At 60.7% G+C, this 23,480-nt stretch carries 27 protein-coding genes and 1 pseudogene; 16 read left to right on the top strand and 12 right to left on the bottom strand.

The genetic code is table 11. The features are described from left to right. Nucleotides 1-367: pseudogene (locus tag AC1DXW_RS28045) on the bottom strand (copper oxidase); the annotation flags it as partial. Nucleotides 368-821: 454 nt separating this feature from the next. Between AC1DXW_RS28045 and AC1DXW_RS28040 the strand changes: the two are divergent. After that, nucleotides 822-1,544, top strand: a complete 723-nt coding sequence (locus tag AC1DXW_RS28040; RefSeq protein WP_477753152.1) for a GNAT family N-acetyltransferase — start codon at nt 822-824, stop codon at nt 1,542-1,544. 229 nt (nt 1,545-1,773) lie between these two features. Here AC1DXW_RS28040 and AC1DXW_RS28035 read toward each other — a convergent pair whose 3' ends face one another. Next, on the bottom strand, nt 1,774-2,904 hold the full coding sequence (locus AC1DXW_RS28035; RefSeq protein ID WP_477753151.1) for a DmpA family aminopeptidase: 1,131 nt from the start codon (nt 2,902-2,904) through the stop codon (nt 1,774-1,776). Nucleotides 2,905-3,087: 183 nt separating this feature from the next. After that, complete coding sequence (locus AC1DXW_RS28030) at nt 3,088-4,191, bottom strand: extracellular solute-binding protein (RefSeq protein WP_477753150.1); 1,104 nt, start codon at nt 4,189-4,191, stop codon at nt 3,088-3,090. 110 nt (nt 4,192-4,301) lie between these two features. Here AC1DXW_RS28030 and AC1DXW_RS28025 point away from each other — a divergent pair, with 110 nt between their 5' ends. Continuing rightward, nucleotides 4,302-5,075, top strand: coding sequence for a helix-turn-helix transcriptional regulator (locus AC1DXW_RS28025; RefSeq protein ID WP_477760731.1), 774 nt, complete (start codon nt 4,302-4,304; stop codon nt 5,073-5,075). Nucleotides 5,076-5,159: 84 nt separating this feature from the next. Here AC1DXW_RS28025 and AC1DXW_RS28020 read toward each other — a convergent pair whose 3' ends face one another. Beyond that, nucleotides 5,160-6,101 (bottom strand): class I SAM-dependent methyltransferase, encoded by a 942-nt coding sequence (locus AC1DXW_RS28020; protein WP_477753148.1) that lies wholly within the window; start codon nt 6,099-6,101, stop codon nt 5,160-5,162. Nucleotides 6,102-6,359: 258 nt separating this feature from the next. Between AC1DXW_RS28020 and AC1DXW_RS28015 the strand changes: the two genes are divergently transcribed. The 5 genes from AC1DXW_RS28015 (at nt 6,360) to AC1DXW_RS27995 (ending at nt 9,497) form a co-directional block, all read left to right on the top strand. Beyond that, entirely contained in the window at nt 6,360-6,977 is a 618-nt protein-coding gene (locus AC1DXW_RS28015) for a cytochrome b/b6 domain-containing protein (RefSeq protein ID WP_477753147.1), read from the top strand. Continuing rightward, nucleotides 6,974-7,759, top strand: a complete 786-nt coding sequence (locus AC1DXW_RS28010; protein WP_477753146.1) for a molybdopterin-dependent oxidoreductase — start codon at nt 6,974-6,976, stop codon at nt 7,757-7,759. The genes AC1DXW_RS28015 and AC1DXW_RS28010 overlap by 4 nt, the downstream gene beginning before the upstream one ends. A 52-nt stretch (nt 7,760-7,811) precedes the next feature. Then, a complete protein-coding gene (locus tag AC1DXW_RS28005) occupies nt 7,812-8,081 on the top strand; it encodes a pentapeptide MXKDX repeat protein (protein WP_477753145.1) in 270 nt (89 codons plus the stop codon). Nucleotides 8,082-8,363: 282 nt separating this feature from the next. Beyond that, nucleotides 8,364-8,771, top strand: a complete 408-nt coding sequence (locus AC1DXW_RS28000; RefSeq protein ID WP_477753144.1) for a response regulator — start codon at nt 8,364-8,366, stop codon at nt 8,769-8,771. A 60-nt stretch (nt 8,772-8,831) separates the two neighbouring features. Further along, a complete protein-coding gene (locus tag AC1DXW_RS27995) occupies nt 8,832-9,497 on the top strand; it encodes an HAD-IA family hydrolase (protein ID WP_477753143.1) in 666 nt (221 codons plus the stop codon). Between the two features lie 59 nt (nt 9,498-9,556). Here AC1DXW_RS27995 and AC1DXW_RS27990 read toward each other — a convergent pair whose 3' ends face one another. Then, the gene (locus AC1DXW_RS27990) at nt 9,557-10,216 is read right to left on the bottom strand and encodes a methyltransferase family protein (protein ID WP_477753142.1); all 660 of its coding nucleotides are present in this window, start codon (nt 10,214-10,216) and stop codon (nt 9,557-9,559) included. Nucleotides 10,217-10,434: 218 nt separating this feature from the next. On the opposite strand from AC1DXW_RS27990, the gene AC1DXW_RS27985 reads away from it, so the two are divergent. Further along, nucleotides 10,435-11,367, top strand: coding sequence for a pyridoxal-phosphate dependent enzyme (locus tag AC1DXW_RS27985; RefSeq protein ID WP_477753141.1), 933 nt, complete (start codon nt 10,435-10,437; stop codon nt 11,365-11,367). A 53-nt stretch (nt 11,368-11,420) separates the two neighbouring features. On the opposite strand, the gene AC1DXW_RS27980 is transcribed toward AC1DXW_RS27985, so the two are convergent. Beyond that, complete coding sequence (locus AC1DXW_RS27980) at nt 11,421-11,741, bottom strand: DUF2388 domain-containing protein (protein ID WP_477753140.1); 321 nt, start codon at nt 11,739-11,741, stop codon at nt 11,421-11,423. 118 nt (nt 11,742-11,859) lie between these two features. Here AC1DXW_RS27980 and AC1DXW_RS27975 point away from each other — a divergent pair, with 118 nt between their 5' ends. After that, nucleotides 11,860-12,969 (top strand): NAD(P)/FAD-dependent oxidoreductase, encoded by a 1,110-nt coding sequence (locus AC1DXW_RS27975; RefSeq protein WP_477753139.1) that lies wholly within the window; start codon nt 11,860-11,862, stop codon nt 12,967-12,969. Between the two features lie 72 nt (nt 12,970-13,041). After that, nucleotides 13,042-13,638, top strand: coding sequence for a DinB family protein (locus AC1DXW_RS27970; protein WP_477753138.1), 597 nt, complete (start codon nt 13,042-13,044; stop codon nt 13,636-13,638). On the opposite strand, the gene AC1DXW_RS27965 is transcribed toward AC1DXW_RS27970, so the two are convergent. From AC1DXW_RS27965 to AC1DXW_RS27950, 4 genes are all read right to left on the bottom strand, one after another. Continuing rightward, nucleotides 13,559-14,479 carry a LysR substrate-binding domain-containing protein gene (locus tag AC1DXW_RS27965; RefSeq protein WP_477753137.1) on the bottom strand — a complete coding sequence of 307 codons (921 nt, stop codon included), beginning with the start codon at nt 14,477-14,479 and terminating at the stop codon, nt 13,559-13,561. The genes AC1DXW_RS27970 and AC1DXW_RS27965 overlap by 80 nt on opposite strands. Before the next feature lie 187 nt (nt 14,480-14,666). Then, the gene (locus tag AC1DXW_RS27960) at nt 14,667-16,061 is read right to left on the bottom strand and encodes a sensor histidine kinase (protein WP_477753136.1); all 1,395 of its coding nucleotides are present in this window, start codon (nt 16,059-16,061) and stop codon (nt 14,667-14,669) included. Beyond that, a complete protein-coding gene (locus tag AC1DXW_RS27955) occupies nt 16,039-16,722 on the bottom strand; it encodes a response regulator transcription factor (RefSeq protein WP_477753135.1) in 684 nt (227 codons plus the stop codon). Before AC1DXW_RS27955 ends, AC1DXW_RS27960 begins: the two co-directional genes overlap by 23 nt. A gap of 147 nt (nt 16,723-16,869) precedes the next feature. Then, nucleotides 16,870-17,475, bottom strand: a complete 606-nt coding sequence (locus tag AC1DXW_RS27950; protein ID WP_477753134.1) for a glutathione S-transferase — start codon at nt 17,473-17,475, stop codon at nt 16,870-16,872. A 370-nt stretch (nt 17,476-17,845) separates the two neighbouring features. Between AC1DXW_RS27950 and AC1DXW_RS27945 the strand changes: the two genes are divergently transcribed. The 3 genes from AC1DXW_RS27945 to AC1DXW_RS27935 all read left to right on the top strand — a co-directional run bounded on the left by AC1DXW_RS27945 (nt 17,846) and on the right by AC1DXW_RS27935 (nt 20,426). Next, nucleotides 17,846-18,250 (top strand): TraR/DksA family transcriptional regulator, encoded by a 405-nt coding sequence (locus AC1DXW_RS27945; RefSeq protein WP_007935965.1) that lies wholly within the window; start codon nt 17,846-17,848, stop codon nt 18,248-18,250. Nucleotides 18,251-18,485: 235 nt separating this feature from the next. Continuing rightward, nucleotides 18,486-20,093 carry a methyl-accepting chemotaxis protein gene (locus tag AC1DXW_RS27940; protein ID WP_477760730.1) on the top strand — a complete coding sequence of 536 codons (1,608 nt, stop codon included), beginning with the start codon at nt 18,486-18,488 and terminating at the stop codon, nt 20,091-20,093. Between the two features lie 129 nt (nt 20,094-20,222). Next, nucleotides 20,223-20,426 carry a hypothetical protein gene (locus AC1DXW_RS27935; RefSeq protein WP_477753132.1) on the top strand — a complete coding sequence of 68 codons (204 nt, stop codon included), beginning with the start codon at nt 20,223-20,225 and terminating at the stop codon, nt 20,424-20,426. A gap of 88 nt (nt 20,427-20,514) precedes the next feature. Here the strand turns inward: AC1DXW_RS27935 and AC1DXW_RS27930 are convergent, their stop codons facing one another. Both AC1DXW_RS27930 and AC1DXW_RS27925 read right to left on the bottom strand, forming a co-directional pair. Next, entirely contained in the window at nt 20,515-20,745 is a 231-nt protein-coding gene (locus AC1DXW_RS27930; protein WP_477753131.1) for a hypothetical protein, read from the bottom strand. Between the two features lie 161 nt (nt 20,746-20,906). Beyond that, the gene (locus AC1DXW_RS27925; RefSeq protein WP_477753130.1) at nt 20,907-21,155 is read right to left on the bottom strand and encodes a hypothetical protein; all 249 of its coding nucleotides are present in this window, start codon (nt 21,153-21,155) and stop codon (nt 20,907-20,909) included. A 413-nt stretch (nt 21,156-21,568) separates the two neighbouring features. Between AC1DXW_RS27925 and AC1DXW_RS27920 the strand changes: the two genes are divergently transcribed. The 3 genes from AC1DXW_RS27920 (at nt 21,569) to AC1DXW_RS27910 (ending at nt 23,374) form a co-directional block, all read left to right on the top strand. Next, the gene (locus AC1DXW_RS27920) at nt 21,569-22,039 is read left to right on the top strand and encodes a hypothetical protein (RefSeq protein ID WP_007986246.1); all 471 of its coding nucleotides are present in this window, start codon (nt 21,569-21,571) and stop codon (nt 22,037-22,039) included. Further along, entirely contained in the window at nt 22,039-22,242 is a 204-nt protein-coding gene (locus tag AC1DXW_RS27915; protein ID WP_477753129.1) for a hypothetical protein, read from the top strand. Before AC1DXW_RS27920 ends, AC1DXW_RS27915 begins: the two co-directional genes overlap by 1 nt. 118 nt (nt 22,243-22,360) lie before the next feature. After that, nucleotides 22,361-23,374, top strand: coding sequence for an ABC transporter substrate-binding protein (locus tag AC1DXW_RS27910; protein WP_477760729.1), 1,014 nt, complete (start codon nt 22,361-22,363; stop codon nt 23,372-23,374). The last annotated feature ends 106 nt before the right edge of the window (nt 23,375-23,480 follow it).

The following is a 23,480-nucleotide window of genomic DNA, read 5'->3' as shown; positions in this document are numbered from 1 at the left end:
GCTGCTGAGAGTACGGCGCGGCCCCGAACAATGGGCTGGGCTTGCCATTGGTGGGGATCTTGAAGGATGTTTGCTGGGCCGGCTGCAGCACGTTGTCGGTCGTTGGCGTGGTGCGGGTGCCGTACATGCCATTGGGCAGGGCGATGGCGCCCTGATTGGTGGGCGGCATGGTCAGTATCGAATCCAGCGCGGCCTTGGGATCGGCCGGCGGGTTGGTATACGCCGATGGATCCGTTGGAGGTGGATAGCTGACATCGTCAAGCGGTACGGCGTTTGCGTTGCCGAGGCTGATGTTGATCAGCATCACAGCGGCGATGCTCGGTTTCCTGAAAAGGCCGAGCGACTTGAGGTTAGGCGTGTTTTTCATTTTGTTGCCCTCGGGGCGCGCCGGTGTGGCTGACGTTGGCAAAACGCTCGATGCAAGAGGTGCGCCAAGCGCGGGGAGATCCGGGGGAGACAAATAGCTGATTGATATCAAACGCTTGATGGATTGGACTTTGGTCGTAGTGGCGCAGTGGGTGGGAATCCTCAAAGTTGGGGGGCTCACCCACCCATTCCCCCCCACTCACACCACAGGCCGGTGTGATGGTGGACGCTTTCGCGAACAGGCTCGTTCCCACAGAAAAACCAGTTGTGGGCAAAACCGCTGTCCCTCTGTGGGGACGAGCCGACTCGCGAAGAGCACAGTTCATCCAGCACAAAGTGTGCCTGACTCACTGCTGTCAGCCTCGAAAACGCAACGCCTCCCGTAGTAACGCAAACGCTGGCGAGGTCAGGCGCGCTATGATAGGCGGCCCTTGCCCCCGGAGCCCGTCACCGCAATGCCCCTGATCAGCCACTTCAAGACCCCGTGCCCCGAGCACATCAATAGCCAGATCCTGCAGATGGTGGTCGACAACCTGACCGACATCAGCATGGTCGCGATCCCGCCCAGCAACCTGCTGTACAACCTTTATCAATACGCGATCGGCTATGAGGTGCACCTGTATCTGGAGGCGCTGAACGGTGAAAAAGGCATTGCCGTGGAGCTGATTGTCGCCACTGATGAAGACGACCCGCAAAAGGTGATTGGCTTTGTGCTGTACCTGCCGGTGCAGGACGACCCCGAGGCGTGTGGCGTGGCGTACATGGCGGTGCAGGCCGAGTATCGGCGCCAGGGCGTGGCCCGGCGGATGCTGCGGGAAATGGTCGGCCGCTATCCCCATGCCGAACTGACCTGCGCGGTGGCCAAGGTGCCGTATTTCGAGGCGATGGGCTTTGAGGTGCTGGGCGTGCGTGCGACCCAGGTGTTGATGAACACCCGCGACCACGCCACCGATGGCTTGATGGCCTTGCTGGATGTGGCGTCGATCTACAGCTCGCTGGAAGTGCGGCAGATTCATACCTACCTGCTGCAAAAGCACGGCAAGCGGGCCATGACCGACGCGGAAAAACAGCGCGACCGGCATCTGGACCAGTTGACGCGCAAGGCCAATGAATTTGTGCGGGGGCGCTTGGGTGACAATGCCGTACCGGCCGCCGGCCCTCGGTTGCGCCTGGTCTGACCGCATTCTGTTTAACACCACAAATCCCCTGCAGGAGGAATGTGTGGTTTTCAGAGGTAAAAAAAGAGCCTCAAAGCTCTTGATGGGGAGGAAGTGGAGCCGTGAGGCTCAAGATGCGCGTAAAACAAGCGGTGAGCTTGGTAGTGGTTCAGTTCACTCACCACCTACGCAGCGGCTTGAGCAAGCAAGCGGCTGCGTAAGTTCATCCTAGAAAGACCGAGTGTTTCACTCAAGTACCGCTAGTCGCATCCCCCGGCCAGCCGGCGCGACGCAACGCCTTGAGCAACGTTTCGGCATCCAGCCCCGGTACCGCATGCCCGTTGCCTTCGGCGGTGTCGGCGGCGAGCAAGGCATTGATGATGGCTTCTTCCACGGCTTCGGTGGCCGCCAGGAACAGCTCGCTGATGTGATCGTTGTTGACCATGCTCAGGTTGTCGGTGGTCGGTGCTTTCTTGCTCTCATAGGCGGCCGGCGGCACGTGTTCATTGCCGGTGGCGAAGGCGATGAAGATGTCGCCGCTGTGGTCTTCATTGCCGCCGCCGGTGCGGGCCAGGCCGAGGCTGGCGCGCTGGGCCAGGCGGGTGCACTGGTGCGGCAGCAACGGCGCATCGGTGGCCAGGCAGACCACGATCGAGCCCATCCCCGGGTGGGGCAACGAGGCCTTGAGGAACGGCGAATCGACCTGTTCCATGTAGCGCCCGACCGGATACCCATCAACGCGCAGTTCATTGCGAATGCCATGGTTGGCCTGGACAATCGCGCCGACCGTCCAGCCACCCTGGGCGCTGTTCAAGCGTCGCGACGCGGTGCCGATGCCGCCCTTGAATTCGTGGCAGATCATGCCGCTGCCACCGCCGACATTACCTTCGGTCACCGGCCCGCCCGCCGCCGAACGCACGGCCTGGGCCACGTGTTCCGGCTTCACGTGAAAGCCGTTGATGTCGTTGAGCAGGCCGTCGAAGGTTTCCAGTACCACCGGCATGTTCCAGTAGAGACGCCCGTCATCCGGTTGCTGCTCGCGGTCGAGCACGATCAGCGCATCGCGCACCACGCCCAGGCTGTGGGTGTTGGTGAAGGCGATGGGACTGGTCAGCAAGCCGGCCTCGCGAATCCACTCCAGCCCCGTGGCATCGCCGTTGCCGTTGAGCACATGCACACCGGCAAAGCACGGTTGCTGACTGGTGGAGCCGGCACGCGGTTCGATGACGGTGACGCCGGTGAGGATGTCGCGGCCGGTGGCGGTGCGTCCTCGTACATTGCTGTGGCCGACGCGCACGCCGGGGACGTCGGTGATGGCATTGAGCGGGCCGGATTGCAGTTGGCCGAACTGGATGTTCAGGTCGCGGGCACGTGGTTTCATGGGTTTTCTCATCTTCGAATCGTGGCAGAAAAAAGAATATTTGTTGGGCACCACGGACCCTGTGGGAGCGAGCTTGCTCCGGGCGGCGTTCCGACGATAGCGGTGGATCAGTCGCCATCGATATTGAATGCAGCGGCCCCATCGCGAGCAAGCTCGCTCCCACAGGGTTTTGTGATGTCCTCGTCACTGGCCGTTTTTGACCTTGCTCCAGATCCGCGTGCGCACTCGTTCGGTGGCCGGCGGCAGGGGCTGGAGGGTGAACAGGGTGGCCATGGCTTCGGCTGGCGGGTAGACGGCCGGGTTGCTACGGGTGGCTTCGGCCACCAACGTGGTCGCGCTACGGTTGCCGTTGGGGTAGTTGAGGTGGTCGCTGACCGGGGCGATGACTTCAGGGCGCATCAGGTAGTCGATGAAGGCCATCCCTTGTTCCGGGTGCGGGGCGTCCTTGAGCAGTACCAGCGTGTCGAACCACACCGGCGCGCCTTCCTTGGGCAGGCTGTAGGCGATCTTCACGCCGTTGCCGGCCTGCTCGGCGGTGGACTTGGCTTCGAGCATCGCACCGGACCAGCCGACCGCCACGCAGATGTTGCCGTTGGACAGGTCGCTGATGAACTTCGACGAATTGAAATAGGCGATGTGCGGGCGCAATTTCAGCAGCAGCGTTTCGGCCTTCTTGTAGTCCTCGGGGTTGGTGCTGTTGGGCGGCAGGCCAAGGTAGTGCAGGGCCACCGGCAGCATCTCCGACGGCGAGTCGAGCATGGCCACGCCGCATTCGCCGAGTTTGGCCAGGTTCTCTTCCTTGAACACCAGGTCCCAGGAATCCACCGGCGCCTTGTCGCCCAGCGCGGCGCGTACTTTGTCGATGTTGTAGCCGATGCCGTTGGTGCCCCACAGGTAAGGCACGGCGTACTGGTTGCCTGGATCGTTGTTGGCCAGTTTCGCCAGCAGATCGGTGTCCATGTTCTTGAAGTCCGGCATCTGCGCACGGGGCAGGGGGGCGAGGGCGCCGGCCTTGATCAGCGTGGGCAAACTGAAGTTGCTGGCCACCACCACGTCGTAGCCGCTGCGGCTGGTGAGCAACTTGCCCTCGAGCACTTCGGCACTGTCGAAGGTGTCGTAGACCGGTGCAATCCCGGTGTCACGCTTGAAGTCCTGTAGGGTGGTGGGGCCGATGTAGTCGTACCAGTTGTACACGTGCACGGTCGGAGCTTCGACAGCAAAGGCCGACAGCGACACCGTCAGGCAGGCGCCAAACCCCAGATTGAAATACAAGCGGTGACGACTCATGATGCGGCACTCCTGGCCTGTTGCGGCCGGTGGTAATCAGGAGTTTGCAGCGTATCGACCGGGGTGGCCTTCACCCATTCCCATCATGGGTTACTCGAAAGGGGTAGTGCGTGGACGCGTTGTTGAAAGAGTTGCCGGTGCACCAGGGGCTGGCGCGGGTTTTCACGGCGGTGGGGCGGGACAGCTTCTGGCGTGCGCTGGTCGATACCTTGCGCTTGCTGGTGCCGCTGGACAACGCGCTGGTAGCGCTGATGCGCCCGGGCCACGTGCCGCGCCTGCTGATTGACTTCGATGCCCAGGGCAGCCCCGACGAGCATGAAGAACTGGCGGACTACTGCGCTGGCATGTACCTGCTCGATCCGTTCTATCAAGCGGCCTGCGCGGGCATCGCCGACGGCTTGCACAGCCTCGAATCGGTGGCCCCCGACCAGTTCCAGCACAGCGAGTACTACCTGAGTTACTTCAGCACCGTGGTCGGTGGGGACGAGTTGCAGTTCATGGTCAACGTCGACGGCGCCGTGCTCGGCTTGTCCCTCGGGCGTTCGACGCGCTTCAGCCTCGAGGAGCAGGGCCGCCTGATTTGCGTGCGTGACTGGGTGCTGGCGGCGATGCGCCGACACCTGGATTTGCTGCCGCCGCAAGGGCYGGTCGCCGAACCACCGGCCGGTGATCTGGCGACCTTGCTCGATCGCTTCGACGCACGCCTGACAGTGCGTGAGATCGAAACCGCACGCCTGATTCTCCAGGGCTTTTCCAGCAAGGCCATCGCCCAGCAAATGGGCATCTCCCCGGAGACGGTGAAAGTGCACCGGCGCAACCTCTATCACAAGCTCAACGTGAACGGGCATGGCGAGTTGTTTGCGCTGGTGTTGCGGCCGCGTTGAGATCCAAGTCTAAAGATCGCAGGCTTCGCCAGCTCCTACAGGGGTATGCACAGGTCCGTAGGAGCTGCCGCAGGCTGCGATCTTTCAGCTCCGCAGCTTGAACACCAACGCCTTCAAACCACACTCCACATCCGCATCCGGAAACTCCGGCGGATTCTCCAGACGCTGCTCGAACCGCAGGCTTGGCGCCTCACGGGTAACACCGTCGATCAGGAAGTCGGCACCAAACGCCGGGTCGTTCATGCAGGCCAACACCGTACCTTCAGGGCTGAGCAATTCCGGCAACCGGCGCAGCACGCGCTGGTAATCCTTGGTCAGCAAAAAGCTGCCTTTCTGGAACGACGGCGGGTCGATGATCACCAGGTCGTACGGCCCCTTGCCAATCACCTTGCCCCAGGATTTGAACAGGTCGTGACCGAGGAAGCTGACCTTGCTCATGTCGTGGCCGTTGAGCCGGTGGTTGTCGCGGCCACGGTTCAAGGCGGGGCTCGACATGTCGAGGTTGACCACGTGGCTCGCGCCGCCTTCGATGGCCGCCACCGAGAAACCGCAGGTGTAGGCGAACAGGTTCAATACCCGCTTGCCTTCGGCATTGGCGCGGACCCAATCGCGGCCGTAGCGCATGTCGAGGAACAGCCCGGTGTTCTGTTTGCGGCCCAGGTCGACCCGGTACTTCAGCCTGCCCTCAGTGATCGTCAGTTCGTCGATCTCTTCCCCGAGCAGCCACTCGGTGGTGCTTTGCAGCAGGTAGCGATGTTGCAACAGCAGCGTGTGGGCACCGGATTTTGCCCACTGTTCAGACTGGGTGATCGTCATCAGCACCTGCTTCAAGTCTTCCAGTTGCGCCGCTTCCGGCTCCTTGAACAGCGCCACCAGCACCACGCCCTGCAACCAGTCCACAGTCACTTGCTCCAGCCCCGGCCAGCAGCGGCCACGGCCGTGGAACAGGCGGCGGGTTTCGGCGGGGACGGCCGCGAGGGCGGTCAGCAGGTGCTGGTTGAGGGTGGCGAGGGCTTCAGCGTTCATTGGTCTGGGTCGGCAAATTTCGGGGGCGGCATTTAACCATAATTGCGCAACCGGCGGAGCACACAAAACCCTGTAGGAGCGAGCTTGCTCGCGATGGTGTGTCAGTCGACACAGCGGCGCCTGATACACCWTCGCGAGCAAGCTCGCTCCTACAAGTATCCGGTGGCAGTTATCACGTTTAATTTAACTTTACGTGAGGATTTGGCGATCTTCCGGCTCCCATAATCGGCTCCAACGAACAACAACCGGGAGCCGGACATGTCGCAGAGCACTGCTTCACCCAAGTCCAGTCATCCACGCTGGCTACGCCTGACCCATTGGCTCAACGCCCTGGCGGTGCTGGTGATGGTGACCAGCGGCTGGCGCATCTACAACGCCTCGCCGATCTATGAATTCAGTTTTCCCAAGTCGATCACCCTCGGCGGCTGGCTCGGTGGCGCGCTGCAATGGCATTTCGCGGCGATGTGGTTCCTGGCGATCAACGGTTTGATCTACCTGGCCTTCAACCTGTTCAGCGGGCGCCTGAAGCGGCGTTTCTTCCCGGTTTCACCCAAAGGTGTGCTGCATGACCTGTGGGCCGCCTTGCGCGGAAAACTCGGGCATGCCGACCTCAGTCATTACAACCAGGTGCAACGGGTCGCTTACCTGTTCGTGATGGTCGACATCACGCTGCTGGTGCTCTCCGGGCTGGTGTTGTGGAAGTCGGTGCAGTTCCCGCTGTTGCGTGAATTGCTGTTCGGTTATGAAGGCGCGCGCCGTGTGCACTTTTTCGCCATGGCGCTGTTAGTGGCCTTCGTGGCAGTGCATCTGCTGATGGTCGCGCTGGTTCCGAAAACGCTGTTGGCCATGATCGTCGGCCGCAAGGAGCAGGTATGAAAAAGCGCATTCAGGTCCCCGGGCTGGACGAGGCTTCGATCCTCACCGACGCCCGCAAGATCCTCGCCCCGCAGATCGAAGATCGCTCGCGCCGTTCGTTCCTGCTGCGTGGCCTGACCCTCGGCGGCGTGGCCATGCTGTCCGGCTGCAACATCACCGACAACGAAAGCGTCGAAACCGCGCTGTCGTCCATGTCGCGTTTCAATGACCGGGTGCAAGGCTGGCTGTTCAACCCCAACGCCATGGCGCCGACCTATCCAGAGTCGATGATCACCCGGCCGTTTCCCTTCAATGCCTTTTACGGCATCGACGAGGCGCCGACGGTGGAGGAGGAGGGCTATCGCCTGGAAGTCACCGGCCTGGTCGCCGACAAACGCAGCTGGCGCCTCGAAGAGCTGCGCGCCATGGTCCAGACCGAGCAGATCACCCGGCACATTTGCGTCGAAGGCTGGAGCGCCATCGGGCGTTGGGGCGGCGTGCGCTTCAGTGACTTCCTCAAGCGCATCGGCGCCGACACCGATGCCAAATACGTCGGTTTCAAATGCGCCGACGACTACTACACCAGCATCGACATGGCCACCGCGCTGCATGCGCAGACTCAGTTGACGCTGACTTACGACGGCGCCGTGCTGCCCCGCGAGTACGGCTTCCCGATGAAGCTGCGCATGCCCACCAAGCTTGGCTACAAGAACCCCAAACACATCCAGGCGATTTTCGTCACTAACACCTATCCGGGTGGCTACTGGGAAGACCAGGGTTACAACTGGTTCGGTGGCAGCTGACGGGGGCCGGCCATTTCACACGTCCACAACCCACGTTCCAAGGAGCTTCATCATGAAAAAGTTGACCACCGTTGTTCTGTCCATGTGCCTGGCCGTTGGCGCTGCCTCTGTGTTCGCAGCTGACACGATGAGCAACGACAGCATGAGCAAGGATTCGATGTCCAAGGACGCCATGTCCAAGGATGCGATGAAAAAAGACGCGATGAAGAAGACCGATTCGATGTCCAAGGACGCAATGTCCAAAGACAGCATGAAGAAAGACGAGATGAAAAAAGACGCGATGTCCAAGGATGCGATGAAGAAAAGCGAAATGTCGCAGTAAGTCCAGCCACCGCAGACCCTGTGGGAGCGAGCTTGCTCGCGATGAGGGCATGACAGTCGACATCGATGTTGACTGATCCGCCGCCATCGCGAGCAAGCTCGCTCCCACAGGTTTTTCCGCAGGGCCTCGGGGTAACGTGCTGCACAAGATTGATCAGCCCACTTGATACCAGCCACTTGGCTGTATCAAAAATGAATTTTCCGCCGAGTCCGCTGCTCATACCCTATAGGTAGCGGATTTGAGCCCGCGATTTCATTGAGGCAATCAGGGAGCGGCAGGGTCATGAGTCGAGTACCGACGGCGGGTGGAGATCTTCCTGGCGGGTTGATTCTGGTGGTTGAGGACGATCCGCTGATCCTGGAGTTTCTCTGTGAGATTCTTCAGGAGGAAGGTTTTGTCGTCGAGCCGCAAACCAGTGCGGACGCGGCAGTGATGTATCTGGAGCAGCATGCGCCGCAGGTGGGCATGCTGCTGACGGACATCACCATGCCCGGCACGCTCAATGGCGCGGACCTGGCTAACCAGTTCGGCGATCGCTGGCCGGACAAGCCGATCATGATCATGTCCGGTTTCGAAACCCCGGCCAGCTCCGGGGTGCGACATGCCGTTTCGTTCATCAAGAAACCCTGGGCCATCGGTTCGTTGCTCGATTGTGTCGACGGCGCTTTCAAGTCAAAGAGACTCAACTGACTCACTCGCAGGTGTTACATTCCCGGGCAAATCCGTCCGGCACCTGCGAGGTTCTTTTCCTTGTCTGATCACACTGTTTTCAACTCAACTTACCGTGCCTTTCTGTTCGACATGGATGGCACCGTGCTGACGTCCATTGCCGCCGCCGAGCGAGTCTGGACAACCTGGGCGGTGCGCCATGGCGTCGATGTCGACACCTTCCTGCCCTCCATTCACGGCGCCCGCGCCGTCGACACCATCAGGCGCCTGGGCTTGCCCGGGGTGGATGCCGAGGCCGAAGCCGCGTGGATTACCGAAGCGGAAATCGACGATGTCGACGGGGTATTCGAAGTGGCTGGCGCGGCGGGCTTTCTCAAATCACTGCCGACTCATCAGTGGGCCATCGTCACTTCCGCCCCACGGGAATTGGCGTTGCGGCGAATGGCGGCGGCGGGGATTCCCGAACCCGCCGTCATGATCACTGCCGAGGATGTGACTGCCGGCAAACCGGACCCCGCGGGTTACCGCCTCGCGGCCCGGCGCCTGGGTGTCGAGCCTGCACAATGTCTGATTTTCGAAGACGCTACGGTGGGCATTCTGGCGGCCGAGGCGGCGGGGGCGGATTTGATGATCGTGACGGCGACTCATGAACAGCCGATCAAGACGTTGCATGCGACGTTGGCGGGTTATGAATCGGTCCGGGTTCAGGTGGATGCCGATGGTTCGGTTCGATTGAAGTCTGTGTAAACAACAGCAATCCTTGTAGGAAGGGCCGGGCGACGTTCCCACAGGTTTTTGTGTTTGATTCAGTAAATTTTAGGGATCAGCCGCCAGGAGCGGGCGCAATAGGCCTCGTATTCGCTGCCGAACTGTGCCCGGAGCAAGGCTTCTTCCGAGTGAATGCGCGCGATCAGCGGGATCAGCGTCAGCGCCACCAATATCAGCCCGACACCAGAACGAAAGGCCAATGCCCAACCCATGCCGATGACCATCATCCCCAGGTAACTGGGGTTGCGCAGGTTGCGGTAAATCCCATCGGTGACCAGCCGATGCCCCGGCTGAATGGCCACCAGCCCGCTGAAGCGCTTGCCCAGCACAAACACCGGCCATAACCGCAGCGCGCCGCCGCCGACGAACAAGAGTGTGCCGAGCCAGCGCACGCCTTCACCGCCAAAAGTCCAGAAATCGATGCGGTCGGTATAAGCCGGCAGAAAGCCGCTCAGTAAGCCGATCACGCCGAAGGCCGGAATGACCCAGCGGTTGGCCCGGTCTTCGCGTTCCCCCGAGCTCAGGTTGACCTCGGTGAACAGAGAAGCGACAGCCATGATCAGAGTGGCCAGGGCAACGACGACCAGTGAACCGTGGCTGAAATAGGCTGCGAAACCACCCAGTCCCCAGATCGCCAGGGCGAGGTAGGCGAGGGTGCTGACGACGGCGAAAAACGCCAGTTTGGCCGAGATTTTCATGGTGCCTCCGCGAACAGGCTTACGTAGGAGCTGCCGTAGGCTGCGATCTTTTGATCGTTCTTTGGCCTCAGAGTTTCCATGGGTAAAAGATCGCAACCGGCGCCGGACCGCTGAGACGGTCACCCCGAGGCCGGGTGAACTAAGCTTGGGAGAGAGGACCGTTCACCACCGGCTGGCCGAAGTGCTCCGCGAGCCGGTGGCGTGTAACAGGAGCCCATATGCTTCACATCCGAACGCCTTTGATCCTGCACCCTGGCCTGTCGACCCCGTCCCGCCGTATCTGGCTGAAACTGGAAAACCTGCAACCCAGCGGCTCGTTCAAAATACGCGGCATTGGCTTGCTGTGCAGCCGGGCGGCGCAGCAGGGCAAGCGCAAGGTGGTCTGTCCCTCCGGCGGTAACGCGGGACTGGCCACGGCCATGGCCGCTGCATGCCTGGGGCTCAAGGCATGCATCGTGGTGCCGCACACCACCCCGCAAAGCACCAGGGCGCGGATCAGCATGACCGGCGCCGAGGTGATCGTCCACGGCAAGGTCTGGGACGAAGCCAATCAACGGGCACGGGAACTCGCCCAGGACCCACGCAGTGAATTCGTGCCGGCCTTCGACCACCCGGTGTTGTGGGAAGGGCACAGCACTATGGTCGATGAAATCCTTGACGACTGCCCGCCAGTGGATGTGCTGGTGGCATCGGTGGGCGGCGGTGGCTTGCTGGCGGGCCTGCTCACTGGTCTGATTCGTCATCGGCACACCGATTGCCGCATCGTTGCCTGCGAAACCGAGGGCGCGGCATCGTTCGCCGCGGCGGTGGCGGCCGGGTACCCGGTCAAATTGCCGAAAATCGACACTGTCGCCACCTCCCTGGGCGCCGCGCAAGTGGCCGCCTGGCCGGTCAAACACATCGGCGATTTTCCCCATGAATGCGTGGTGCTCAGTGATGATGAGGCGATCATGGGCGTAGTGCGTTACGCCAATGATTTGCGTCAGCTGGTCGAGCCGGCGTGCGGGGTTTCATTGGCGATTGCCTACCTCGATCACCCGGCGATTGCCGACGCCCATGACGTGGTGATCGTGGTGTGCGGCGGGGTGAGTATCAACGCACAACTCGTGGCCGGGTGGGCAAGCTTGTCCACTGGCACGCACGCGAGGTAGGGCTGGAAACGCTATCCCGGCGTCACAAGCCCCACCGCTGGCGATGACGATCTTCAGTGATCGGCGGCAACGCCTTCCTGGACGAGAATGGCGCGGGCCAGGTCTTCGTCGCTTGCGTTGTTGAGGGCGGGATTGTCCTGACGGATCTTTTTCAACACCGCCTCCAGATAGGCACCACGAATCGCACCGCCACTGGCGACGAAGCTGGAAGCGTCATCCCGGGCGGGAATCATGAGTTTGTGGTCTTTGAACGTTGAGTACAGCGAAGCGGAAACCCCGGCGGAAGTGGCGACGTCACCCGCATCCACTTTGGCCAGAGCCGAGCCGAAGGGTAAACAAAGTACCAGGGAAGAAATGATAAACATCCGGCGCATGACGGTGTCCTCCGACAGCATGAAGCATAAGGGAATTACCACATAGTTTAGGATGCGTGGCGGTCGCCGAGAGTTCCCTGGCATTAGCGAGGAACGGGCTGAGAGGGAGGCAAGGTCGTTGAACGTCGATATTCAAAGCGTGGTGATCGGGGCAGGCGTGGTCGGGCTGGCGGTGGCCAGGGCGCTGGCCATGAGCGGGCGGGAAGCGCTGGTGGTGGAGGCCGGCGGGGGGATCGGCACGGGCATCAGTTCGCGTAACTCAGAAGTGATTCACGCCGGCATCTATTATCCGGACGGCAGCCTCAAGGCGCGGTTGTGCGTGGAGGGCAAGCAGCGTCTCTACGCCTATTGCGATGAGCACGGTGTCGATTACCGGCGCGTGGGCAAGCTGATCGTGGCCACCGATGAACAGCAGTACGCGGCTTTGCAGCGTCTGTTGCAGCAGGGGCGTCTCAATGGTGTCGATGACCTGCAATGGCTGGATGGGGCACAGGCCCGGGCGCTTGAGCCGGCGTTGTCCTGTGTCGCGGCGCTGTGGTCGCCGTCTACTGGCATCGTCGACTCCCACGCCCTGATGCTGGCACTTCAGGGCGATGCCGAGCGGTTCGCAGCGACGCTGGCCTTGCGCACACCGCTGCTGTCGGCCCGTTGCATGGAGCAGGGCTTCGAGCTGCGCATGGGCGGCATTCAACCCATGACCCTGTACTGCCGCGAATTGATCAATTGCGCGGGGCTGTCCGCTCCCGGGGTGGCGCGCGCTATTGTCGGTCTGCCTGGGCAATTCATTCCCCGGGCGCATTTGTGCAAGGGCAGTTATTTCAGTTTCAGCGGCCGGGCGCCGTTTCGCCACCTGGTGTATCCGGCCCCGGAGAACGCGGGACTGGGTGTGCACATGACGCTCGACCTGGGTGGGCAGGCGCGCTTCGGGCCGGATATCGAATGGGTCGAGCACATCGATTACCGCGTCGAACTCCGCCGGGCCGAAGGGTTCTATCAGGCGATCCGCCATTATTGGCCGGGTTTGCCGGACAACAGCCTGCAACCGGCCTACAGCGGCATTCGCCCGAAAATCAGCGGGCCGACTGAACCGGCTGCCGACTTTCTCATCAGCGGTCGGGCCGAGCATGGGGTGGAGGGGCTGGTCAATCTGTTCGGCATCGAATCACCGGGGCTGACCAGTTGCCTGGCGCTCGCCGAACACGTAGTAAAACGCCTGGACGACCGATGATCAGGGCTGGCACTGCCTTGCGGGCATTGGGTCTATGCTAGGGAGTGCGCTTACTGCCATCGGAGAACTCTGATGATCACCGTACGCACTGCCTGTCTGCTGGCCGATTATAAACGCTGGGCCAATCAGCGCCTCTTTGACAGCCTCGCAGCGCTCCCTCCGGGCGAAGTCAAAAAAGAACGGGTGTCGGTGTTCAAAAACATGATCGGCACCCTCAATCACGTGTACGTGGTGGATTGCATCTGGCAGGCGCACCTCGAAGGCCGGGGGCATGGCTTCAAGACTTCACACGACCTGCTGCATGCCGATCTGTCCGAACTGCGCCTGGCGCAAAAAGACATCGATCGCTGGTACTGCGACTGGAGCGCCCGGCAAACCGATGCCTCCCTGGACAAGCCCCTGGAATTCACCTTTGTCTCGGGCGAAAGCGGCACCATGAGCGCCGGCGCGATGCTGATGCACGTGGTCAACCACGCCAGCTATCACCGTGGCTGGGTGGTGCAGATGTACTTCGAGATTCCGGCCATGCCACCGGTGACCGACATGCCGGTGTATTTGCGCGAGTCCGAGCCGATAGTCCTGCAGTCGATCAATGCCCCGATAGTGGCGCCGCCATGTGCTGTGCAATTTTCGAGCGCAACCAGCGTTCTGCCGGATCGTTATCGTTGACCCCGTTCCAGACCATCGACAGTTCGGACAGCTTGATATCAAACGGCGCGTCGTCTGCCCGGAGCTGGCTGCTGCCTTCGATCAAGGCACTGGCCGCGTAATCCGGCACGGTGGCGAGCATGTCAGTACCCGCCAGCAAGGCCCGCAACCCCGCGAACTGTGGCACCGCCAGCACCACCCGGCGCGAACGGCCAATCCGTGCCAGGTCGTGGTCGATGGCACCGCTCAAGTCCCCGGAGAACGACACCAGCGCGTGAGGGCGTTCGCAGAACTCGTCCAGGGTCAACGGGCCGGGGCGGTCATCGCCGCGCAGGATCTTCACACTCAAGTCGCGCAATTTCTTGCGCTTGGCATTGGCCGGCAATTCCGTGGTGTAGCTGATGCCGACGGTAATCTCGCCGCTGGCCAGCATTGGCGACATCAGCAGGAAATTCACCCGGCGCACCACAACCACAACGTTCTGCGCTTCCTCACGAATCTGCTTGAGCAGCGGCGGAAACAACCCGAACTCGGCGTCGTCGGACAGACCGATGCGAAACACCTCGCGACTGGTGGACGGCTCGAAATCCTTGGCCCGGCTGACCGCTCCGGAAATGGTGTCCATCGCCGGTTGCAACTCCTTGAGAATCTGCAAGGCCCGCGGGGTCGGCTCCAGGGTTCGTCCGTTGCGCACCAGCAACGGGTCGTCGAACAGATCGCGCAACTTTGCCAGCGACGCACTGACGGCGGGTTGGCCGAGGAACAGTTTTTCCCCGGCCCGGGTCAGGTTCTTTTCGAACATCAGGGTTTCGAAAATCACCAGCAGGTTCATGTCCACGCGGCGCAGGTCGTTGCGGTTCATGCCGGGGTTCTCGGTGGTTTTTTGAGTCTTCTCAGTAAAGCACCAAACGTCCAGGAAAGACGCGCAACCTGTGGGAGTGAGCCTGCTCGCGATAGCGGTGGGGCAGTCACATGGATGTTGGATGTGCTGCCGCCATCGCGAGCAGGTTCGCTCCTACAGGTCCTGTGTCAGCTCAGGCAGATTTGTATCAGGCCGGGGGAATCAGACTCTGCCGACAATCGAGCACCAGCCGCGCGCCACCCAGTTCGCTGCTGCCGACCTCCAGCGTAAACCCGTGCAGGCTGACAATCGCCGCGACGATGGACAGCCCCAGCCCGAAGCCGCTTTTCTGATTGCCCGCCTCGGCACGGTAGAAACGCTGGAACACCGCTTCACGTTCCGCCTCGGGAATGCCCGGGCCGGAATCGAGCACTTCGATTCGCGTGTGCCCGCCATCATTGACCCCCCGCAAGATCACCGCGCCACCGGGCGGGGTGAATTTGATCGAGTTGCTGAGCAGGTTCGCCACCGCTTCGAACAGCAGTGCCCGGTCGCCATGGAGGGGTGGCAATGACGCGGGCAGGTGCAGCTGGAACATCAGGCCGTCGTCTTCCGCCAGGGGCAGATAGAACTCATGCAGCTCTTGCAACAACGCCACCGGGTCCACTTGCACGAAACCGGAGCGGCGCTGGCGGTCTTCCAGTTCGGAAATTCGCAGCAATCCACGGAAACGAGCCATCAGTGTGTCGGCCTCGGCCAGCACCAGGTCCAGTTGCATGGCCTGCGGCGAGCCTTCGCCGGCTTGCTGCTGCATGCGGTAAAGCTGCGCGCGCAGACGGGTCAGGGGCGTGCGCAGGTCATGGGCGATGTTGTCGCACACGCCCTTGACCTCGTTCATCAGGCGTTCGATGCGTTCGAGCATGGCGTTGACGATGGCGGCGAGCATGTCCAGTTCGTCTCGCCGATTGGACAGTGGCAAGCGCCGGCTCAGGTCGCCAGCGACGATGGCTTCGGCACTGGCCTGAATCCCGCGAATGCGCCGCAACGGCCGGCGCCGCAGCAAAGACCAGCCGACGATACCCGGCACGATGGTCAGGGTCACACCCCAGAACAAGGCGTGAAGGATGATCCGGGTCACGGCGAACAGCGAGCCGTTGTCGCGAACCAGTATCAGCCACCAACCATCGCGGGTCTGGGTCGCCACGGCGTCGCAGCTGTCGTTGGGCAGGGTCGGGTCGTCGGACTCGGCGCAGTCGCTGAGCGTGTGGATCTTGCCATCGAGCGGCAAGCCATCCGGAATGTAGCGCAGGGCGCCGCTGAGGTAACGGTGTCGGGCATCGAACAGGCCGTAGGCGTCGATGCCGCGGATGTCGAAGGTCATGCTGACGGCGAGGGCGTCCACCAGCTGCTCGCCCGAGAAGCGCGAAAACAGGTGCTGGCGTTGCATCAGCGAATGCTTGGCCAGGTTGTCCAGGTAAGCGGAAACCTCGTAGTACATGACCCCCATGAGAATCCCGCTCCAGATCACGAACAGCGAACTGTAGAGCGCCAGCAAACGGCTGCTGGAAGAGCGCCAGCCTTTAGACGGGTTCGGCAATGACATAACCCGAGCCTCGCACGGTCCGAATCAGTGGGACATTGCCAGGCGGGTCGATCTTCTTGCGCAGACGGCCGATGTGGACGTCGATCAGGTTGGTGCCGGGGTCGAAGTGGTAACCCCAGACCTCTTCGAAAATCATCATCCGCGAGAGGATTTGCCCGGTATTGCGCATCAGGAATTCCAGCAGTTTGTACTCGGTGGGCAACAGCGTCAGCAGTTGGCCGTCGCGGCTGGCTTCGTGGCTGATCAGGTTCAGTTCCAGGTCCGCCACCCGCAGCGTGGTGGCTTGTGCGGTCACGGTGTTCTGCCGGCGCAGCAGGACTTCGACCCGGGCGGCCATTTCATCGGTGGCGAAGGGTTTGGTCAGGTAGTCGTCGCCGCCGGCACGCAAGCCGCGCACACGTTCATCGACGTCGGACAGTGCGCTGATCATCAGGATCGGCGTGACCACGCCCATGGTCCGCAGCGTGGTGACAATCGCCAGGCCATCGAGCTCGGGCAACATGCGATCGAGGGTGATCAGGTCATAGTTGCCGCTGACCGCACGTTCGAGCCCTTCGCGACCATTGTCGACCCAGTCGACGTCGAGGCCGTGGCTACTCAGTTCGGCGACAATTTCCCGGGCGGTCACGGCGTCGTCTTCGATGGTCAAGATGCGGGTCATAGGGCTGGCCTGATTAAATGTTCACAACGTTGTGCGGCATTTTGCCAAGAAATGGTCGCAGGCTTTCTAAATAAAAGTTCATGGACGCGACACTGGTGACTGCCCTGGTTTCGTCGGAACGCCGCCCGGAGCCGGGAAATGAATCGGTCAGTCAATCGGTGTACTGATAAACACCTCAAACCCTTCGGCATACGCCGTGAATGCAGCAACCCGCGGAAACTGCGCCGCACTCACCTGATCCGGCACCACCAGGTTGGTGAAGCTCCAGGCTACGGCGAGGGTAATGCCGTCCTGCTCAATCGAACCGTCAGTCTTCAGCGGCTGCTTTTCCAGCTCCCGCTCCAGCGCCGAATAGGCCGCCGTCAGCTGTCCTTCGACGCGTTGCACCCAGGGTTCGAATTGAATTTCCACCGGCCGCAAGTTGCGCTCGTAGTAAAGCTGCACGGACTTTTCGCTGGCGGCCAGCGCCAGGCCAATCAGGCGCAACGCGCGCAGGCGCTGACTCGGTTCGACGGGCATCAGGCTGTTATCGGTCAGGGTTTCCAGGTAGTCGATGATCAGCGTCGAATCCATCAACACTTCACCGTCATCCAGCACCAGCGTGGGCGCCTTGACCACCGGGTTGATCTGCTGGAATTGTTCGAAGTGGCGGAACACCGAGACCGATTGATGTTCCAGGGTGATCCCCAGGCATTTGGCAGAAATGGCGGCGCGCCTGACATAGGGTGAATCCAGCATACCGATCAGCTTCATGGTCCTTTCCTTTATATGGCCATTTCGGGAGGGACAACCTTAGCTGAGGTTCGCAGCCCTGCAAATGACTGTGAATAATGCCCGGTGCAAGCCGTTTGTCTTCTATATACCTACGCTCGATTGAATTTCTTGCTATAAACGCACTCCGATTACCGCCTCAAAGCCTGCCGTAGAGCATTTTCAGGGCTTTGTCGGACAAATTCGCTGTCTTTTCAGTTGCTGAGGCCTCAAGTCGGCCGTAGACTGCCGCCCCTCGTAAATTGAGTGCCGGGTGGCGCTTGGAACAAACGGCGCCTTTCCGATGGCCTGCGCAGGTCTGCCGGAACGCTCCCTTATTCGCCTTAATGCACGTTTTTTTATAGAGATATCAATGACAAAGGACAAGTTGCTGGCCATGCCGGCGGATGACTACATGAATGCCGAGCAACATGCTTTTTTCTCCGAGCTGTTGCAGAACATGAAAGTCGAAACCCATGAGCGCATCGAACAGAACCGCATCGCCATCGAAAGCCTGGACACCCCGGCCGATCCGGCAGACGCGGCTTCGGTCGAAGAAGAGCGCACCTGGCTGGTGAACGCTATCGATCGCGACCAGCGCATGCTGCCTCAGTTGGAACAAGCCCTTGAGCGCATCAAGGAAGACAGCTTTGGCTGGTGCGACGACAGCGGCGAGCCGATTGGCCTCAAGCGCCTGCTGATCAGCCCGACCACCAAGTACTGCATCGAAGCTCAAGAGCGTCACGAGCAAATCGACAAGCACCAGCGTCAGGCCTGATTCTGCAAGGCAGCCCCTTTGATCCGGGCTGCCCTGAAAAGATCGCAGCCTGCGGCAGCCCCAGCGCAATTGACGCAGGGCGCTGTTGCAGGCTGCGATCTTTGTTTTCTGCCGTCTTCGATTTCCCGGTTTTTCTATTGATCTGCTGCAACGCTCACGACTAAAGGCTCATGGATAATGGCTTTATGGTGGCGTTTAATGCGAAGACAACAATTAGAAGCTTTCCGGGGTAACGATGATGACGAGAGACGGGTCTCTGGTTGCGGCAGTGCCTGCACCAGTGCTATTGCCGAAAAACCGCTGGCTGACACCGACACTGCAAAGCATCGCCCTGATGCTGTTGTTATGTGGCATGACGCAGGGTTACTGGTCGCTCTACCTTGGCCTGCCCCTGGCCATATTGATTATCTGGCTGCCTCGCCTGCGTTCGCGCGCGACCCCGCAGGCGGCTTCCCCCGACAACCCCGATGCCATCGGCGAGTTGACTCGCGATCTTTCCTACACCACCAGCCATAACGCGCTGTCAGCCGCCGGTGTGGCGTTCTCGGTTCGGCAACTGGCGGACAAACTGCAATCGCAGCTCACGGCGGCGGCACAGATTGTCAGCAACGCCGAGGTCATGATCACCACCGAACAGGCCGCCTCGACGCTCAGTCGCCAGGCGCTCAGTGCCGCAAGCGAGGCTCATCAAAGCGCAGCGGTCGGGCGTACGGAACTGATCGAGTCCATTGCGCACATGCATCAGCTCAGCCAGCGCGCCAGCAACAGCCGTGAACTGATCGAAGCCTTGAGCCTGCGCAGCAATGATATCCAGCGCGTGACTCTGGTGATTCAGTCCATCGCCAGCCAGACCAATCTGTTGGCGTTGAACGCCGCTATTGAAGCGGCGCGGGCGGGGGAGCACGGTCGCGGGTTTGCAGTGGTGGCCGACGAAGTGCGTGGGCTCGCCGCACGCACGGCGACGGCCACGGGCGAAGTGGGCGAAATGGTGGCCGACATCCAGCAACGCACCGCGCAGGTGGTGGAGCAGATCCGCCAACTGTCCAGCGACCTCGACACCGGCGTCGAGCAGGTCGAACAGACGGGGCAGCACCTGGAGAACATTGCCCGTCTGGCGGCCAGTGTCGAGTCCCAGGTCGGGGAAATCGCCCAGGGGGCAGACACCAACCGTGAACAACTCGATAGCCTGTTTCACGCCATCGAACAGATGCGCAGCGACCTGGCCGTCAGCGACCAGCAGACTCAACGTCTGGCCCATGCGGCGGTGCAAATGGAAGGGCAAGCCGAAACCATCAGCGAGCGTCTTGCCGAGGTGGGGCTGGATGACTATCACCAGCGGATCTATGACCTGGCCCGGGAAGGCGCGAGCCAGATTGCAGCGCGTTTCGAGGCGGACATCGATGCCGGTCGAATCAGTCTCGACGATCTGTTCGACCGCAAATACCAGACCCTCCCCAATACCAGCCCGGCCAAGTACCAGACGCGTTTCGACCGCTACACCGATCAGGTTTTGCCAACGATCCAGGAACCGTTGTTACCGCGTCACGAAGGATTGGTGTTCGCCATCGCCTGCACCCAGCAGGGTTATGTGCCGACCCATAACAAGGCGTTCAGCCAGCCACTGACGGGCGACGCGCAGATCGATGCCTTGCAGAACCGGACCAAACGCAAGTTCGCTGACCGCACCGGAATCCGCTGTGGCAGCCATCAGAAGGCCGTGCTGCTGCAAACCTATACCCGTGATACCGGCGAGTTGATGCACGATCTTTCGGTGCCGATCATGCTCAAGGGCCGGCACTGGGGCGGTTTGCGCCTGGGCTACAAACCGCAAAAGCCGCGCTAGAAAGCCCGGGCTGCCGGATGATTGTTACGAATCCTGCAATGAACCTGTGCAGGGAGTTGCTGTTTCCTCGTCGAAAAACTAAATAACATACCTACTAATTAGGTTGCTAATTAATTTCGAGAGGTCAGCATGCAAGGCAAAGTGGATGTCGCGGTCATGATCGGCAGCGGTGTGCCCGCCAATTTGCGATCCATGGGGCGCAGGGTCTGTTGGGTGGTGTTGTTCAATGGCGAGCGCCGGGGCACGGCGTTCTCCAGTCGCGATGAAGCGGAGGAGTGCAAGGCTGCCTGGTTGGCGCAATTGAACGCCGAAGAACCTGGCAGCCTGCATTGAGGTGGTCAGTGCGTCTGGTGCATACGCAGGTTCAGGTCGTCGACCACCCGCGCCCAATCTACGTCTTCGCGCACCGCCAACCCGACAATCAGGCTTTCAGCGCGCCCGCATCGACCGCCGCCTTCAGTTCCCTGGCCGATTCCTGGGCCGCAATGGCGGCGACATCCGGGGTTTTGAACCAGCGATCCTTTTCGACCTGGTAATACGTCACGGTCTTGAGCGGTGGTTTGGCGCGCATGACAATCACGGCCTGGAATTCACCCTCGACTTCTCTGGCTTCACCCCGGATAAAAAACTCGCCGATATCAAATTCCGTCACGTTGCCGACTTCCCCTGGAAATACGTTGTTGTTGTCAACGCGACCCGATTTTCTGCGGATCCGTTTTATTTGGCGGGCAGTATGGCAGTAGTTGCCCGTCGACGGCTCAGATAAGTCGGCGGGCAGACGAAACGTCGATGGCGATGRGTGCGGCGGGCATGTCAACAATGTGATTCCAGAAACCGGGCGAGGGCACAGGCTTCGTTATGATCGGCTCGGAAACCTCTTACGCAGCCTGTCGAAATATCCTTGATATGAAAGAAGGCAATGCCCGCCATCACCACCTGAAATCGCGGGCGGGCCGGGACATCGTGATGCGGTTCGTGGTGGCGGAACCGTATCGGATGCGCGGTTGGCGCTGTTTCCGAGTCAGGCACCAACGGATAAGCAAAGTGAGTCAGCGTGCACATGTGAAGTCCTTTTCATGGTTTTATCGACGTATGCACGTCGTTTTGGCTAGTCTCCAAGAGCATCGCTGCTCTAGAATCACCCTCACTGGCGGGTGATCGATGTTTATCTAAAGCAATTTTTTGCGGACGATATGTAGGAAAGGATTTTTTCTTGATGAGATTTTTCCCCGAAGTTGATAGTCCATAATTTTCTGGCAGCAGGAAGGGCGTTTTCCTTCAGCCTGTGACGAACGCCAGTCAGGACGACGCGAGTGACGTTCCAGTAGTCTTCTCAAGCTTCGTGATGAATGAGTGCACTGCTCATTCAGGACTTCAATCCGGGTTCTTTGGCGACACCTTCGGCATTGCCGCTTTTTTGGCTGTGCGTTTATTTTTCGCGCACGGCACCATTTTTCAGATGTGGGGATGTTTCCTTGGCAGTAAGTAATCTCGATATGCATGCTTTGTTCGTACTGGGTGATTTGCGCGCAAAGCTGGTCAAGCAGTTTCAGTCACGTTTCGTTTACATCACCGAACAGAACGCCGAAGGCATCTACATTGCCGAAATCGACACCGAATCAGCCCTGGTGGTGGACGACAAACCCGGACTCAAGCTCAAGGTCGGTGATCATTTCAGCGCGTCCGTGCTGCCCAGTCGCGAAGGCGGCAAGCTGGACATCAAGTTCCGCGACATCAAACTGACGGTTTACGGAATTGGCGATTACGCCTTCGTGACCACGGCCGACGGTCAGGGGATAGTGTTCAAGGAAGGTCACAGCGTGGTGATGGTGTTTGCCGCCCATCAACAGCTGCAGGAAGGCCTGACCAAGACCCTCAAAGCCGTGACCGCCAAAGCGGCCAAGTGGCGCAAGGGCGAGCTGGTGACCTTCAAGGCCAGCGAGTGATGACCCTGACCCGCGCCGATTTCCACGAACAGAACCTGGCCAGCGCTCAAGACGAAGCGCGGCGGCTGTTCGGGCAGAAGGTCATTCTGCAAGGAGCCTGGCTGAATTGGGTGGCGTCACAGCTTTACCAACTGCAACCGGCGGCATACGCCAGCATGGTCAGACGCGAGCTGATGCGTTTGCAGGAAACCTGCGAAAACTGATCCACGCACCTCGAAAGCAGGAACCTCTACTACAGTCATTGGACTGAGTATTCAGAGGCTTGGCGGTCTACTGTCAGGCCATCCTGCTATTGCTGTGAACAGCACGAGGTGCAAAAGCATGAACGGATTTCGACGGTTGCTGGCTGCTGTCCTGGCCACTTTCGGTTTGCTGGCGATTCCCGCCCCGGTGTTTGCCGCCCAGGCGCCGATCCACTTCGCCGACCTGAACTGGGAAAGCGGCAGCCTGATTACCGATGTCCTGCGCATCATTGTCGAGAAGGGCTACGGGCTGCCGACCGACACCTTGCCGGGCACCACCATCACCCTGGAAACCGCGCTGGCCAACAATGACATCCAGGTCATTGGCGAAGAGTGGGCCGGTCGCAGCCCGGTCTGGGTCAAGGCGGAAGCCGAAGGCAAAGTCGTCAGTCTCGGCGACACGGTCAAGGGCGCAACAGAAGGCTGGTGGGTGCCGGAATATGTGATCAAGGGCGACCCGGCCAAGGGCATCAAGCCGCTGGCACCGGACCTGCGCAGCGTCAGCGACCTGCCGAAATACAAAAACGTGTTCAAGGACCCGGAAGCCCCGACCAAGGGACGTTTCCTCAACAGCCCCATCGGCTGGACCTCGGAAGTGGTCAACAAGCAGAAGCTCAAGGCCTATGGGCTGGACGACAGCTACGTGAACTTCCGCAGTGGTTCGGGCGCGGCACTGGATGCAGAGATCAGTTCGTCCATTCGTCGTGGCAAGCCGGTACTGTTTTACTACTGGTCGCCCACGCCGTTGCTCGGCCGCTTCAAGCTGATACAACTGGAAGAGCCACCGTTTGACGCCGAAGCCTGGAAGACCCTGACCGACGCCGATAACCCCAACCCACAGCCGACCCGTTCCCTGGCCTCCAAGCTGTCGATCGGTGTGTCCACACCCTTCCAGAAGCAGTATCCGCAGATTGTCGAGTTCTTCGCCAAGGTCGACTTCCCGATCGCCCCCCTGAACAAAGCGCTGGCCGAGATGAGCGAGAAACATACACCGCCGCGTCAGGCGGCGCAGGCGTTCATGAAGGCTCATCCGGACGTCTGGCGGGCCTGGCTGCCCAAGGACGTGGCGGATAAAGTCTCCGCCGCCCTGTAGGAGCTGCCGCAGGCTGCGATCTTTTGATCTTGTCTTAAAAAAACAAAATCAAAAGATCGCAGCCGGCGGCAGCTCCTACAATGTTCAGTTCATAGTCCTTTCAAGG

This window comes from Pseudomonas sp. P4_C4, assembly GCF_056402055.1.
Note: the sequence above shows the minus strand (reverse complement) of the source record. Positions and strands in the feature narration are given on the sequence as shown.

Coding starts and splice junctions, on each gene's coding strand:
- AC1DXW_RS27955 (WP_477753135.1), bottom strand. CDS start 16,722: ATGACCCGCATCTTGACCATCGAAGACGACGCCGTGACCGCCCGGGAA.
- AC1DXW_RS28010 (WP_477753146.1), top strand. CDS start 6,974: ATGAAAAAGCGCATTCAGGTCCCCGGGCTGGACGAGGCTTCGATCCTC.
- AC1DXW_RS27970 (WP_477753138.1), top strand. CDS start 13,042: ATGATCACCGTACGCACTGCCTGTCTGCTGGCCGATTATAAACGCTGG.
- AC1DXW_RS27985 (WP_477753141.1), top strand. CDS start 10,435: ATGCTTCACATCCGAACGCCTTTGATCCTGCACCCTGGCCTGTCGACC.
- AC1DXW_RS28030 (WP_477753150.1), bottom strand. CDS start 4,191: ATGAGTCGTCACCGCTTGTATTTCAATCTGGGGTTTGGCGCCTGCCTG.
- AC1DXW_RS28005 (WP_477753145.1), top strand. CDS start 7,812: ATGAAAAAGTTGACCACCGTTGTTCTGTCCATGTGCCTGGCCGTTGGC.
- AC1DXW_RS27915 (WP_477753129.1), top strand. CDS start 22,039: ATGACCCTGACCCGCGCCGATTTCCACGAACAGAACCTGGCCAGCGCT.
- AC1DXW_RS27990 (WP_477753142.1), bottom strand. CDS start 10,216: ATGAAAATCTCGGCCAAACTGGCGTTTTTCGCCGTCGTCAGCACCCTC.
- AC1DXW_RS27945 (WP_007935965.1), top strand. CDS start 17,846: ATGACAAAGGACAAGTTGCTGGCCATGCCGGCGGATGACTACATGAAT.
- AC1DXW_RS28000 (WP_477753144.1), top strand. CDS start 8,364: ATGAGTCGAGTACCGACGGCGGGTGGAGATCTTCCTGGCGGGTTGATT.
- AC1DXW_RS28035 (WP_477753151.1), bottom strand. CDS start 2,904: ATGAAACCACGTGCCCGCGACCTGAACATCCAGTTCGGCCAACTGCAA.
- AC1DXW_RS27950 (WP_477753134.1), bottom strand. CDS start 17,475: ATGAAGCTGATCGGTATGCTGGATTCACCCTATGTCAGGCGCGCCGCC.
- AC1DXW_RS28040 (WP_477753152.1), top strand. CDS start 822: ATGCCCCTGATCAGCCACTTCAAGACCCCGTGCCCCGAGCACATCAAT.
- AC1DXW_RS28015 (WP_477753147.1), top strand. CDS start 6,360: ATGTCGCAGAGCACTGCTTCACCCAAGTCCAGTCATCCACGCTGGCTA.
- AC1DXW_RS27940 (WP_477760730.1), top strand. CDS start 18,486: ATGATGACGAGAGACGGGTCTCTGGTTGCGGCAGTGCCTGCACCAGTG.
- AC1DXW_RS27965 (WP_477753137.1), bottom strand. CDS start 14,479: ATGAACCGCAACGACCTGCGCCGCGTGGACATGAACCTGCTGGTGATT.
- AC1DXW_RS28020 (WP_477753148.1), bottom strand. CDS start 6,101: ATGAACGCTGAAGCCCTCGCCACCCTCAACCAGCACCTGCTGACCGCC.
- AC1DXW_RS27935 (WP_477753132.1), top strand. CDS start 20,223: ATGCAAGGCAAAGTGGATGTCGCGGTCATGATCGGCAGCGGTGTGCCC.
- AC1DXW_RS27960 (WP_477753136.1), bottom strand. CDS start 16,061: ATGTCATTGCCGAACCCGTCTAAAGGCTGGCGCTCTTCCAGCAGCCGT.
- AC1DXW_RS27980 (WP_477753140.1), bottom strand. CDS start 11,741: ATGCGCCGGATGTTTATCATTTCTTCCCTGGTACTTTGTTTACCCTTC.
- AC1DXW_RS27910 (WP_477760729.1), top strand. CDS start 22,361: ATGAACGGATTTCGACGGTTGCTGGCTGCTGTCCTGGCCACTTTCGGT.
- AC1DXW_RS27925 (WP_477753130.1), bottom strand. CDS start 21,155: ATGTGCACGCTGACTCACTTTGCTTATCCGTTGGTGCCTGACTCGGAA.